The organism is Shewanella sp. H8 (genome assembly GCF_040285065.1).
GTDB classification, from domain to species: domain Bacteria; phylum Pseudomonadota; class Gammaproteobacteria; order Enterobacterales; family Shewanellaceae; genus Shewanella; species Shewanella polaris.
In genome coordinates this window covers 134,562-148,659 of the sequence record NZ_CP157213.1, presented here as the reverse complement: position 1 = coordinate 148,659, position 14,098 = coordinate 134,562, and the positions used below count along the sequence as shown (strand labels likewise).

The following is a 14,098-nucleotide window of genomic DNA, read 5'->3' as shown; positions in this document are numbered from 1 at the left end:
TCAACCCTTTGTGGCAAATGAGGCACAAATATCTGCTACTCTTTGTGTTGCATCTAATACCGCAACACTTCTTGCTTTATGACCCATTTGGGTTAGTTGTTGTCTATTTTCAGCAAATAACTGCAATTTTTCTGCAAGATTATCAGCATTTAAAATCGTTTGCGGCAATAAGAAGCTTGCCCCTGCATCGACTAATACCGATGCATTTATTGTTTGATGATCGTCAACAGCGTGGGGATACGGTACTAAAATACTCGGTAATCCTACCGCTGCAAGTTCTGATACAGTTAATGCACCAGAACGACAGACCACTACATCAGCCCAACGGTAAGCCGCTTCCATATCGTCAATAAACTCAGCAACGTTGACCGTGTCTAGCTGGCCTAATTGCTGATAACTGGCTTTCACCGCAGTCTGGTTGTTTTTACCCACTTGGTGCCAAACCGTCAGTGAATGATGCTTACTTAAATGGGCAACCACGGCAGGCATTACATCATTCAGAACCTTTGCACCTAAACTGCCACCCACCACTAGCACTCTTAATGCATCTGCTTGAGGTGTTTTAATTTGTTCGCCTAACTCTATCAATTCTTGACGAATGGGGTTGCCCACAATCTCAACATTGGCCACGTTACTGGCAAAGGTATTGGGGAACGCACACAACACCTTTTTCGCAATCTTAGATAACAATTTATTGGTCAAACCTGGAATCGCATTTTGTTCATGCAACACCACTGGAATACCAGATAATCTTCCTGCCACGCCACCAGGGCCGCTGGCAAAACCACCCATTCCTAAAATGACATCAGGCTTGAAATCATCAATCACAGCTTTAGCTTGAATGATTGAACGGATAATCTTAAACGGAGCCGCTAACTTACGAATAAGTCCATTACCGCGAACACCTTTAATGTCAATAAATTCAATATCAAATCCATGCTGAGGAACAAGACGAGCTTCCATACGATCAGCAGTACCTAGCCAACGGACCTGCCAGCCATTTTTGGCTAAATATTTTGCCACCGCCAGAGCAGGAAAAACATGTCCACCCGTACCACCAGCCATAATTAATATTTTAGGAGAGTGACTCATATTACTGTTCATTAACTGGTTCTCCCTTTCACGGCTTGTACCAGACTAACTCGCCGTTCATGATCTATTCTAACGAGCAGCATCACCGCCGCAGTCATAATCCATAAACTACTGCCACCGTAACTAATAAACGGTAGAGTCAGCCCTTTGGTTGGTAACATACCAATACTGGCGCCTACGTTAACGACGGTCTGAAAACACACCCAAATACCCACACCATAAGCAACATAGCTTTCAAATGGACGCTGCATTTTCAAACATAAATTGCCTAATCTAATTGCACGGATTGCGATAAAAAATAGCGTTAACAACACCGCAATGATACCGATAAACCCGAGTTCTTCTCCAATGACCGCAAAAATGAAATCGGTGTGTGCTTCGGGTAAATACGCTAACTTCTGAATACTGTTACCTAAACCCTGACCAAGCCAGTCACCCCGACCGTAAGCCATTAAAGATTGCGTCAACTGGTAGCCGCTACCAAAGGGATCTTCCCATGGATCCATAAACGAAGTAACTCGTCGCATACGGTAAGGCTCAAACAATACCAGTAATACGAATGTAGCTACGCCAAGTAACACCAATACCATAAAGTCAGTAATGCGTGCGCCAGCTAAAAACAATAAGCTTACCGTACACACAAACAGTACTACCACAGTACCAAGGTCAGGCTGCAATAAAATCAATACAGCAAACAAACCGTAAACCCCAATCGGTTTGTAAAAACCTTTACGGTTTTCGCGCAATTCACCATGACGACGAACTAAGTACCCCGCCATATAAACAATAAATATAAACTTGGCCATTTCGGCAACTTGAATCCGAATAGGGCCGACAGACAACCAACGACGGGCACCATTAACCGAGGTACCAATAAACAACACGGCTATCAATAAAACCAGCACAGCTAACATCAACATGCCGCTGTTTTTTTCCCAATAGCTGACTTCAAATTTAAGTACCACATATGAAATTATCACGCAGCCCACAAGGTAAAGCACATGACGATACATAAAATAAAATGGATCACCCGTCAGTTTGCTCGCTTCGGGCATCGAAGCTGACATCACCATGATAAAACCAAAACACATCAAGCCAACAATCGCGACTAAAAAACTACGGTCGTACAACGGCATGCCAGGAGCATGACCGTCCGATAGCAACGAGGGTAAAGACCAATTAAGTCCCCGTTTAAACAAGCTCAGTTGCTGCTCGTTATTCGCCATCGTCTAACGACTCCACACAATGCTTAAAATCATCACCACGCGCCATAAAGCTTTTATACATATCTAAACTGGCACAAGCTGGAGACAACAATACAATGTCTCCAGAGGTTGCCAATTCAGCCGCTTTAGCCACGGCTTCAGCCATGCTAGTGACTTGCAATGAACCCGCTTTTAATTTGGCTATTTTAGGCCCGTCTCTGCCTAGCGTAATCAATTGAGTTATGTTCGCCAATGGTTCAGCAAGCGGGCTAAAATCACCGCCTTTACCATCACCACCAGCAATCAAATATATATCGCCTAAATGTGAACTAAGCCCTTCAAGTGCTGCTACTGTTGCACCAACGTTGGTTGCTTTAGAGTCATTGATATAAGACACACCTTGTTTAACCGCAATCAACTCACAACGGTGACTTAAACCAACAAAGCTTTTGGCTACTTCAATCATGGCTTCTTTAGCTACACCACAAGCATCTGCTAATGCCATTGCAGCTAATAAGTTTGCATGGTTATGACTACCAATTAATTTCACTTCACTTAAATTAATGATCTCACTGTCACCATGAAAAATTTTGCCATCACTTAATCCCCACTCATCGCCTTCTGGTACACCCAAACCGAAATTATTTTGATTCATTGGCTCTAATGGGTAAGTCAGTTGATCGTCACGGTTATACATCACAAAACGACTTTGAGGATATAAACGTAACTTGGCTTCGCGATAGGTATTCAAGTCACTATAACGATCCATATGGTCTTCACTAATATTAAGACACGTTGCCGCAATACAATTTAGTGAATGGGTGGTTTCAAGTTGAAAGCTTGATAACTCAAGTACAAAAATATCTGCACCTTGAGGCAATAAATCCAGTGCTGGCGTGCCAATATTGCCGCCAATCGCTACCGACTTATCAGCGGCAAGCAACATTTCGTAAACCAGTGTCGTCACGGTAGACTTACCGTTTGAGCCAGTAATTCCCACAACACAAGGTTTACGGTCGGCAATTTCGCGAGCAAACAGCTCAATATCGCCAATTACCTCAATGCCCATATCAATTGCCGCGCGTACTTCAGGAGTATCAATGGGCACACCCGGGCTAATAATAATCTGACTTGCTTGGACTAAATAACGGCAATCAAACCCACCCGCTAATAACTCAATATCGGCAAACTCTTTTGCTAACGCCTCTGCACCTGGCGGTTGACGTCGACTGTCCATCACTAAAGGTTTAATCCCTTTAGTTGCTAAAAAACGCACGATCGAGAGCCCTGTGGCCCCTAAACCTAAAACAATGTGCGTATATTGAGAATGCATAATACTGACCTTTCTTAATTGTTTAGCGTAATTTCAATGTCGCGAGACCCAATAACACTAAAAACAACGAGATAATCCAAAAGCGCACAATGACACGCGGCTCTGGCCACCCTTTTAACTCATAATGATGATGGATAGGTGCCATCCGAAAAATACGTTGGCCTCGTAATTTGTACGAACCCACTTGTAAAATGACAGACACTGTTTCCATTACAAAAACGCCACCCATAATCACCAGTAAAATCTCTTGGCGAACTAAAATAGCAATCACACCTAATGCAGCGCCCAATGCTAGTGACCCCACATCACCCATAAAGACTTGTGCTGGATAAGTGTTAAACCATAAAAAGCCTAAACCCGCCCCAACGATAGCAGTACAAACAATCACTAACTCACCCGCTAATGGCAGATGTGGAATATGCAAATAACTGGCAAACTGCGCATGACCAGACAAATATGCAATTAATGCGAATGCCGCTGCCACCATTACGGTAGGCATAATAGCTAAGCCATCTAAACCATCGGTTAAGTTCACCGCATTACTGGCACCCACAATGGTGAAGTAAGCTAAAACGATAAACATCATGCCAAGTTGAGGCATGATATCTTTAAAAAATGGCACCACTAATTGAGTTTCTCCGGGCAAGCTTGCTGTACTATACAAAAACACAGCTACAACTAATGCCGCTATAGACTGAAATGCATATTTCCAACGCGCAATCAAACCCTTAGTATCTTTTTTCACGACTTTACGATAATCATCGATAAAGCCAATAGCACCAAAACTACCCAATACAAATAAGGTGACCAACACATAACGGTTGGATAGATCACCCCATAACAGTACGCTGATAAAAATACCGGCGAGGATCAGTAGTCCACCCATTGTTGGTGTACCACGTTTGCTAAAATGAGATTCTGGACCGTCATCTCGTACCACTTGACCAATTTGCAACATTTGCAAACGCTTGATCAAAATAGGTCCCCACCACAAACTACACACCAGAGCAGTTAACAAGCCTAAAATAGCCCGAAACGTTACGTATGAAAAAACGTTAAACCCTGAATAAAACTGGGTCAAATACTCGGCTAGATAAACCAGCATCTACACTAACTCCCCACGCCCATAGGCATCTAATAAACTGTCCACAACTCGCTCCATAGCAGCGCTGCGGGAACCTTTAACTAAAACGGTGATATAACCTGTGGTACTTGCTAACTGTTTTTGCAGTGCTACGATTAATTGCTCTTGAGCACAAAAGTGTTCACTGCCAAATGCTTCACTGGTATTTGCCGACAACGGGCCGCAACAAAATAGCGACTCTATGTTTGCATTCTTAACCTGCAACCCAACACTCGCGTGCAAAGGGGCAGCATTGTCGCCTAATTCACCCAAATCTCCCAGCACTAAACAGCGATATCCATCACGTTGTTGCAACCAATTAATCGCTGCACTTACTGATGTTGGATTTGCGTTATAACTATCATCAATTAATAACACCCGACCAAGAACATGTGGTTGCATTCGTCCCTTCACTGGTTTTAGCAATGCAAAGCCTTGCGCAATTTCAACTAGCGACAACCCTAAAGCTATACACATCGAAGCCGCCGCAAGCGCATTACTCACTTGATGCAGACCAGCCAAAGGCAACTGCACCGCTTCTTGCTGAGTTTTAAAACCTAAAGTAAAACGGTAACAACCATGAATATCGACTTCGATATCAGTGGCTTTTACTTCGGCATCTACAGCTGTTTGACAAGAGAAACACAGTTGCTTGTGCCCTTGAGAACGCTGCAACATAAAACCGGCAAACTTGTCGTCTGCATTAATAATCGCAGTGCCATCTGGTGCGAGATGATTAAAAATTTCAGACTTAGCCTGAGCAACACCTTCCAGCGAACCAAAACCTTCAAGATGAGCATTGCCGACATTGTTAACCAGTGCGACACGGGGCTGAACTAATGATGAGGTGTAATCAATCTCACCTCGATGATTTGCCCCTAGTTCAAACACCCCATACTCATCACCTTCACTTAAACGCAGTAAAGTTAATGGCACACCAATTTCATTATTAAAATTACCGGCAGTAAACAACACCTGATGATGCTGCGATAAAATAGTAGCCAGCATTTCTTTAACGCTGGTTTTGCCATTAGAGCCAGTAAGGGCAACACAAATAGGGTCAACTTGTTGACGTACAAGTGCGCCAATGTTACCCATGGATTTTTGTGTGTCGGTTACAATAATTTGTGCCACATCAAAAGGCAGTAGATGATCAACTAAGAGGGCTTGTGCGCCATTTTTTATTGCGGTTTCAACAAAGTCATGACCATCAAAACGCTCGCCTTTTAAGGCGATGAATAAACATTGAGATTCAATTTTTCGACTATCAGTGCTAACAGCACTAATTACCTGATCATCACCTGTTAATGTGCCATTAAGATGTAGCGCTAAAGCAGATAAAGATAAACGGATCATAACGCCTCCTTAGACAGTCTAAGGGCTAGAGCTCGTTCATCATAATCAATACGTCGACCGGCTATTTCTTGATAGGTTTCATGGCCTTTACCTGCAAGTAATACAATGTCATCCACCTTTGCTAATGCTGCGACTTGGGTAATAGCTTGAATACGATCGACCTGGGTTAGCACACTTTGAGATTGGCTAATACCCTCTAAAATATCGTTAATAATGGCTTGTGGATCTTCACTGCGAGCATTATCGCTAGTGATCATCACTTTGTCTGCATATTGTTCAGCTGCTTGTGCCATTAATGGTCGCTTACCTTTATCACGGTCACCACCACAACCAAATACACACCAAAGAGTGCCATTACAATGTACTCGCAATGCTTTTAAGGCTTGTTCAATGGCATCCGGAGTATGAGCATAATCGACGACTAAAGTGGCTTTATTAAGTGATGAGAATCGTTCCATACGACCCGCTACAGGTATTAATTTACACACAACCGTTAATATTGAAGCCATTGCAGTACCTTGTAAATACAAGGCTGCAATAGCCGCAACAAGATTGGACAAGTTAAATGCACCTAATAATGGTGACTGAATTTGTGCTGATAATTGTCCATGTCCATTTAATGCTGGATAGTGTAATTGAGCGGTCACACCTGCATCATGATATTCAATAGCATCACAATAAAAATCGGCTGAAGTATCACCTTCAATGCTGAAGGATTTGTTTTTCCCATCTGCCAATTCGGTCAGCCATTTGGCTCCGACAGCATCATCAATATTAATAACACCATGTTTTAGGCTAGGAAATTTAAATAAACGTTTTTTGGCAGCAGCGTAAGAATCCATATCGCCATGGTAATCAAGATGATCACGGCTTAAATTGGTAAAGACTGCAATCTCAAATGGGGCCGCCTCAACACGCCCTTGCACTAAGCCATGGCTTGATACTTCCATGGCACACAACTCTGCGCCTTGGGCAGAAAACTCGCTAAGTTGACGCATTACAGTCACAGCATCAGCCGTGGTGTTACCACTATCAACAAGTTGTCCCCATAAACCATTGCCTAACGTTCCCATCACAGCGGCTTTATGCCCGAGTAAATGTACAATTTGAGCAATAATTTGGCTTACTGAGGTTTTGCCGTTGGTACCGGTTATCCCAATCAAAGATAAGGATTGGTTGTTTGATAAATAAAACTGCGCCGCAACGGCCGATAATTGACGGCCTAATTGGAAAAAATAAACTAATGGAACGGCATATTGAATACGATCGACTATACCGTGCTCATCAGGATTATCGGTATGCACCAGTATTGCCGTCGCACCCACATGAATAGCTTGGGAAATGAATGCTCGGCCATCAACGTTATAACCTGGCAAGGCTACAAATAAACCACCCACTTTAACTTCACGGCTATCTAGCGCTAATCCATTAATAGATTCGCGACCAGAGTAATGGAACCATGGCGCTAATAGGTCATTTAATAACATTATTCAGCGCCCCCTGCGCAGCGGCCAATTGAACAGCCTCCCGCTCTGAAATCGGTTCAACATTAAGCATTTGTAAGGCGCCGGACATTATTTTCGCAAACGCTGGACCCGCAACATCACCACCGTAATATTTATCACCTTTAGGTTCATTAATCACAACCGAGATGGCTAACCGTGGGTTATGAACAGGTGCAACGCCTGCAAATAAGGCAACATAGTCATCTCCATAACCACCTGCAACGGCTTTGCGACTAGTACCGGTTTTACCTGCAACAGGATAACCATCAATATGTGCTTTGGTTGCTGTTCCTCCCGTTTCAGTCACGCCAACTAGCATTTCCATCACGTCATGGGCCACTTGAGATGAAATAACTTGTTCACCTTTAGGTGCTTGTCTCAATTTTAAAATCGACACAGGATAAAGAATACCGCCACTGCCTAACGTCGCGTACATACGTGCAATTTGTAATGGTGTTGCGGTAAAGCCATAACCGAAAGATAAAGTCGCACGCTCAAAATCGGACCAGCGATGACGATTATGAATTAATCCCGCGCTTTCACCGGTTAAATTAATACCCGAATAATTACCTAAACCCATTGATTGGTAAGTGCCTAACAACTGTTCTACCGGTATCGATAAGGCAAGCTTACTAATACCCACGTTACTAGACTTAACCAAAATTTTAGCTAATGAGATTTCACCATAATTATGAGAATCACGTACTTGGCGACCACCGATGCGCATCCAACCAGGTGATGTCGAAATCAATTCATTTGCTTTCACTTTACCAGCTTCAAGTGCAGCCGCTACAACGAAAGGTTTAATGGTTGACCCCGGTTCAAATGTGTCAGTTAATGCACGATTACGCATCCGATGCGGCTGTAAGTTATCGCGAGAATTGGGGTTGTAAGAAGGAGTGTTCGCCATCGCGAGTACTTCACCAGTATGAACATCAATGACCACGACAGACCCAGAGGTCGCTTGGTATATTTCGGTAGCACGCTTTAGTTCGCGATATGCTAATTGTTGAATACGCTGATCAATGCTTAGCACTAAATCATTTGAGCTTTCGCCTTGTTGCACAATATCTAAACGTTCGACCACACTGCCATCACGCGATTTACGTACCTTTTGCTTCGAAGGCGTTCCCGTAAGCCAAGTATTATAAGTATTTTCAATCCCCTCAATCCCCACATCATCAATATTGGTAATACCGATTAATTGTGCGGTTATTTCACTTGCGGGGTAATAACGCCTAGATTCAGATTTAAGGTAAATACCACCAATTTTAAGCTGTTCAATGTAATCAGCAACAGCAGACGGCACTTGACGTTTAAGGTATACAAAACGTTTTTTAGGATTATTTTTGACTTTATTAACTAATTCTTCGACGGGTTCTTGCAGTACGTCAGCAAGCGCTTGCCAACGGCGCATATCTTTAAATGCATCTTGATCATGAGCATGTTTCGGATCAGCCCACACGGCTTGTACAGGAACACTGACTGCAAGCATATCGCCATTGCGATCGGTTATTAAGCCTCGTTGAACTTGGTTACTGGTTGTGCGCAATGTCCGCATATCACTTTCGTGACGCAGTTTATCTGGCTCAATAATTTGAATATAAGCAGCACGAGCAATTAGACAGCAAAATAACAGCAATACGAATCCCACCACAACGTATAAACGCCATGGAATCAGTTCGTGACCTAATTTTTTCTTTGCTTGTCTAGCCATATTCCCTATGCTCACTGGACTCGAATGATAACTTCCTCCTTAGGAAGCGGCCGAGACATATTTAATTCTTTGGTTGCCATCCGAGTCACGCGACTGTGTTCAGATTGCGATTGCTCTTCTAATAATAAATTTCGCCATTCAATATCTAAGCGATCTTGCTCTTGCAGAAGTTGATCCCATTGAGTAATCAACTTACGTGTTACATGGCTGGTATAAACTACGGCTACACCATTCAAAACAACCAGTACACTCAACAGCAATACCCACTTATGGTGCCAAATGTCATGTAACACAATCCGAGGTAAATTTAATGATGATTGGCTCACATTAGCCTCAGTAGTTAGTAATCCAGACGCTCAGCAACTCGTAATACCGAGCTACGTGAACGTGGATTTTGCTCTATTTCCGCATCAGAAGGCTTCATCGCCTTACTAACCGCTTTTAATTTACGGGATTTATTAATCTCAGCTTCGGTAATCGGCAAGCCATGTGGCACACTTTCACCTTGACTATTGCGACGAATAAAACGCTTCACCATACGATCTTCAAGCGAATGGAAACTGATCACCGATAATCGCCCTTGAGGTGCTAATACAGCTAACGCGCCTTCGAGTGCTTGGTCTATCTGTTCTAACTCACTGTTGATATAAATACGAATAGCCTGGAATACACGCGTCGCCGGATGTTTATTACGTTCTTTGTTTTTGGTAATACGCGCAATTAAATCGGCTAAGTCTTTGGTTCGTAAAAATGGTGTTTTCTCACGATCGGCAACAATACAACGGGCGATGTGACGCGAATTTTTTTCTTCACCATAGGTTTTAAATACCCATGCCATGTCTTCAATTTCAGCACGCGCTATCCACTGAGCTGCAGTTTGACCCTGGCTATTGTCCATACGCATATCGAGTGGACCATCACGTAAAAAACTAAAACCACGCTCTGCATCGTCTAGCTGTGGTGACGACACGCCAAGATCAAGTAATACACCATTGATTTTGCCAGTTAATCCAAGTTCCTCGACATACTCAGCTAATTGACCAAAGCCACCGTGTACGATTTGAAAACGTGGATCATCTGCAAACTGTTTCGCCGCTTCAATAGCTTGTGGATCACGATCAATTGCAATTAAACGACCCTTTTCACCCAAGTGGCTTAATACATGACGCGAATGCCCACCACGGCCAAAGGTGCCATCAATATAGATACCATCACTTTGAATATTGAGTCCTTCAACGGTCTCATTCAGTAATACAGATAAATGGGCAAACTCTTGGCTCATTGGGTTCTTCTAACCTTTTTGGTCACTACAGTGAAAAGTGTGCCAGACGTTCATTGCTGGCTAAATCTTGGCTTTGAATGAGCGTATTGCCATCATCCATTTGTTGCTGCCAAGCACTCTCTTCCCATAGTTCAAATTTATTCAGTAAGCCCACCAGCATAGTTTTCTTTTCTAAACTGGCGAAACTTCGCAATGCCGGCGGAATAACAATACGTCCGTGGCTGTCTAGTTCGCAATCTTGTGCGTGGCCTAGTAATTTTCGTTTAAAGGAACGTTCAAGTGGATCGGTATCTGAAAGCAATCTTAGCTTTGCTTCAATTTGCTCCCATTCATGTAATGGATAAATCAACAAACAAGCAGCTTCAATGTCAACGGTCATAATCACAGTTCCAGCATGCTCCACACGTAACGCATCACGGTATCTCGCTGGAATAGCGATCCGCCCTTTAGCATCCATGTTGATTGCACTGGCACCACGAAACACGTTATTTAGCTCCTTTTATTAACATTCGATCCACAATGATCCACTTTATCCCACAAATGCTAAGTTTAGGGACTCTATGCAAGTGTTGTCAAGGGATGGACTGATATATTAAATCCAGACCCCAAGCGGGTTAGCAGCAAATTAATATCAAGCAGGATGAATGACAGAGCTATCTGTAGAAAACAGCTAAAAATCAGGGTAAATGAGTTAAACCAGAGACATAACGGTCACTTTATCGGCTAAAATAGTCTCGCAATCTTTTTAATTAATTATCTTTTATCGTTCGAATACACCATATTCAGGGGCAATACAGCCAAAAAACTCAACATTAATTGTATTAAAAATCAATAAATAATCGACTGAGTCAACTTTTAGCCATTTAAATACCGCTTTATATTATATTTTTGCATGCCCTTATGGCCCATCACAGCATTCCAAAAAGGCTTAAACGGTGTTTTTCAAGATAGTTAGCACCTTAATACACATCATCGTGCCTATTAATATCCAGTCCACCACACTATCTAAGTCATTACCCGCTAAATATGAGCGAGAACGCGCCGCTAAACAACAGAGTGCTAGATATGATATTAATCATGTTAAGGGCAAGCATTTTATCAACTCAACTCTCAATCACAGTTAATTATTCTTAATGCCTCAAAAGGAAAAAAGTGGCGACCACACAATTTAAATACTTAAAAGCAATATGATAACCAAAGAGAAAAAGAACAAATTGATAGGGAGTGACTAACCTTAGATCAGAATAATAGCCGGATAGTGAACAGAATTTTAATCCAGCTACAAGTAGCATAGTCTAAGTAAATTGCGGGTAAAGCGCCGTGATATTGATATAGTTCAGTTAGCTTGGGCTAACAGATTTAAAATAACTATTCATAATCAACAAATAAACATCATTGTTGATTAATACATCCAGCAAGGAGCAGATGTGAGGCCATTAACCAACAATGGAAATATCAACCAAACGACTCACAACCTAAAAAAGATTAAATTTTAATCAAAAAGGGTCGATAAACAGTTATGATGATAACAATCACAGTTTTTCACAGCCAAAGGAGCACAACATGAGTATTGACAGCATTTATGCCATGTTAGCTCGGCCTGTACAGGCCGTGAGTGAACATAAACGTATTGTTAAACAGGTCAGCAATGTGAGTCCAATTAGTGCGGACAGTCACGAAGCTCCTCAATCACAATTGCCACCGAGCGTTAGCCATAAAATAGCCATTCAACGTCAAGACGCACCACGCCAAGAAAGACGAGCCAAACCGCGAACCGTCAATGATAAAAAAAACATCGGTAGCCGCATTAGACGAATGAAATCTGATGATCGATTCTCTACTCGCGGAGAAAGCTCGAGTCAACATATTGATATTGAAGTATAATTAATCTTAATACTCATTAAGTTATGCATTAGGGCTTACTTGCGCTACCGCTTTTTTCCAACCAAGATATAACTTTTCGCGGGTTTCTATATCCATTGTGGAAGTAAACTCACGCTCAGTAGACAGCATAATTTGTAATTCATCGGTCGACTCCCACACGCCAACTGCCAAGCCAGCGAGAAATGCCGCACCCATCGCGGTGGTTTCAATCACTCGCGGACGAATAACAGTTACCCCTGTAATATCAGCTTGAAATTGCATTAAAAAGTCATTAGAAACTGCACCACCATCGACCCTAATTTGTGTCAGTGGCACGTTAGAATCTTTACTCATGGCATCAAGTACATCACGAGATTGATAAGCAATCGCTTCTAATGCTGCACGGATAATATGGTTGCGATTAGCACCACGGGTGAGCCCAACAATCGCTCCTCGAGCATCTGCATCCCAATAAGGCGCACCAAGTCCCACAAATGCTGGAACCAAATAAACACCGTTGGTATTTTCTACTTTATCAGCAAAATATTGGGTATCACACGCATCGTCAATTAACCCTAACTCATCGCGCAGCCATTGAATAACCGCGCCACCCATAAATACCGAACCTTCTAAAGCATAATTTACCTTAGCGTCTGCACCAATGGCAATGGTTGTTAATAACCCATGAGTGGACTCTACGGCTTTGTCGCCAGTATTCATCAATAAGAAACATCCTGTTCCATAAGTATTTTTTGCCATCCCAGGTTCAATGCACAATTGGCCAAATAATGCCGATTGTTGATCCCCAGCCATCCCAGCGACAGGAGTGTGATTACCTGCAAGTTCGGTATAACCGTATATTGCACAAGAAGGTTTCACTTCAGGTAGCATTGCCCTAGGTATATTAAACAGATCGAGGAGCTCTTGATCCCATTGTTGATCATGAATATTAAATAACATTGTCCTTGAAGCATTGGTCGGTTCGGTCACATGGACTTCACCTTGCGTGAGTTTCCACACTAACCAAGTATCGACAGTGCCAAACAATAAATCCCCAGCTTCGGCTTGTTCACGCGCGCCTTCAATGTTATTTAAAATCCACTCAATTTTGGACGCTGAAAAGTAAGGGTCTAGTACCAGCCCAGTTTTCTGACGAACCATCTCTTCAGCACCCTGCGCTTTATGATGTTGGCATATAGTTTGGCTACGACGACACTGCCATACGATCGCATTACATACTGGCTTACCTGTGTGTTTGTTCCAGACTATTGTTGTCTCACGCTGATTGGTAATGCCAATCGCAACAACCTCACGATGACTGATCCCCGCACGAGTCAGAACCTCAATGAGAACTGAACTTTGTGAAGACCATATCTCCATCGGATCATGTTCTACCCAACCCGCTTGCGGATAATGTTGCGTAAACTCACGATGAGCAACCGCTACAATATTTACTTGATGATCGAACACAATAGCACGAGAACTTGTAGTGCCCTGATCTAACGCAACAATGTATTTTTTAGCCACCATCTGATGCCCTATATCATTTTTATATGATTATTTTATTTAATAATAATAGTATCATTTCCTACATAGACATCTAAAATTACTGTAAACAATGT

12 protein-coding genes are annotated in these 14,098 nt (G+C 42.5%); 1 reads left to right on the top strand and 11 read right to left on the bottom strand.

Going from position 1 to position 14,098, the window contains the following annotated elements; all coding sequences use genetic code 11:
- Genes murG through mraZ form a run of 10 tightly spaced genes read right to left on the bottom strand, consistent with a single transcriptional unit; the run spans position 1 to position 11,097 of the window.
- Positions 1-1,104, bottom strand: a complete 1,104-nt coding sequence (gene murG / locus ABIS04_RS00605) for an undecaprenyldiphospho-muramoylpentapeptide beta-N-acetylglucosaminyltransferase (protein ID WP_371833611.1) — start codon at positions 1,102-1,104, stop codon at positions 1-3.
- A complete protein-coding gene (gene ftsW / locus ABIS04_RS00600) occupies positions 1,104-2,318 on the bottom strand; it encodes a cell division protein FtsW (RefSeq protein ID WP_350432252.1) in 1,215 nt (404 codons plus the stop codon). The genes murG and ftsW overlap by 1 nt, the downstream gene beginning before the upstream one ends.
- Positions 2,308-3,630 (bottom strand): UDP-N-acetylmuramoyl-L-alanine--D-glutamate ligase, encoded by a 1,323-nt coding sequence (murD, locus tag ABIS04_RS00595; RefSeq protein ID WP_137223893.1) that lies wholly within the window; start codon positions 3,628-3,630, stop codon positions 2,308-2,310. The genes ftsW and murD overlap by 11 nt, the downstream gene beginning before the upstream one ends.
- A gap of 22 nt (positions 3,631-3,652) precedes the next feature.
- Positions 3,653-4,735 (bottom strand): phospho-N-acetylmuramoyl-pentapeptide-transferase, encoded by a 1,083-nt coding sequence (gene mraY / locus ABIS04_RS00590; protein ID WP_137223895.1) that lies wholly within the window; start codon positions 4,733-4,735, stop codon positions 3,653-3,655.
- Complete coding sequence (murF, locus tag ABIS04_RS00585; RefSeq protein ID WP_350432251.1) at positions 4,736-6,109, bottom strand: UDP-N-acetylmuramoyl-tripeptide--D-alanyl-D-alanine ligase; 1,374 nt, start codon at positions 6,107-6,109, stop codon at positions 4,736-4,738.
- Positions 6,106-7,599 carry a UDP-N-acetylmuramoyl-L-alanyl-D-glutamate--2,6-diaminopimelate ligase gene (murE, locus tag ABIS04_RS00580; RefSeq protein ID WP_350433364.1) on the bottom strand — a complete coding sequence of 498 codons (1,494 nt, stop codon included), beginning with the start codon at positions 7,597-7,599 and terminating at the stop codon, positions 6,106-6,108. The genes murF and murE overlap by 4 nt, the downstream gene beginning before the upstream one ends.
- Entirely contained in the window at positions 7,583-9,331 is a 1,749-nt protein-coding gene (locus ABIS04_RS00575; protein ID WP_137223901.1) for a penicillin-binding transpeptidase domain-containing protein, read from the bottom strand. Before ABIS04_RS00575 ends, murE begins: the two co-directional genes overlap by 17 nt.
- A gap of 11 nt (positions 9,332-9,342) precedes the next feature.
- On the bottom strand, positions 9,343-9,657 hold the full coding sequence (gene ftsL, locus ABIS04_RS00570) for a cell division protein FtsL (RefSeq protein WP_137223903.1): 315 nt from the start codon (positions 9,655-9,657) through the stop codon (positions 9,343-9,345).
- 14 nt (positions 9,658-9,671) lie between these two features.
- Entirely contained in the window at positions 9,672-10,613 is a 942-nt protein-coding gene (gene rsmH, locus ABIS04_RS00565; protein WP_137223905.1) for a 16S rRNA (cytosine(1402)-N(4))-methyltransferase RsmH, read from the bottom strand.
- Between the two features lie 25 nt (positions 10,614-10,638).
- On the bottom strand, positions 10,639-11,097 hold the full coding sequence (mraZ, locus tag ABIS04_RS00560) for a division/cell wall cluster transcriptional repressor MraZ (RefSeq protein ID WP_137223907.1): 459 nt from the start codon (positions 11,095-11,097) through the stop codon (positions 10,639-10,641).
- A gap of 1,079 nt (positions 11,098-12,176) precedes the next feature.
- Here mraZ and ABIS04_RS00555 point away from each other — a divergent pair.
- Positions 12,177-12,497, top strand: coding sequence for a hypothetical protein (locus ABIS04_RS00555; RefSeq protein ID WP_137223909.1), 321 nt, complete (start codon positions 12,177-12,179; stop codon positions 12,495-12,497).
- 21 nt (positions 12,498-12,518) lie between these two features.
- Here ABIS04_RS00555 and glpK read toward each other — a convergent pair whose 3' ends face one another.
- Positions 12,519-14,003: a glycerol kinase GlpK gene (glpK, locus tag ABIS04_RS00550; protein ID WP_350433363.1), complete on the bottom strand. Its 1,485-nt coding sequence runs from the start codon at positions 14,001-14,003 to the stop codon at positions 12,519-12,521.
- Between the last annotated feature and the right edge of the window lie 95 nt (positions 14,004-14,098).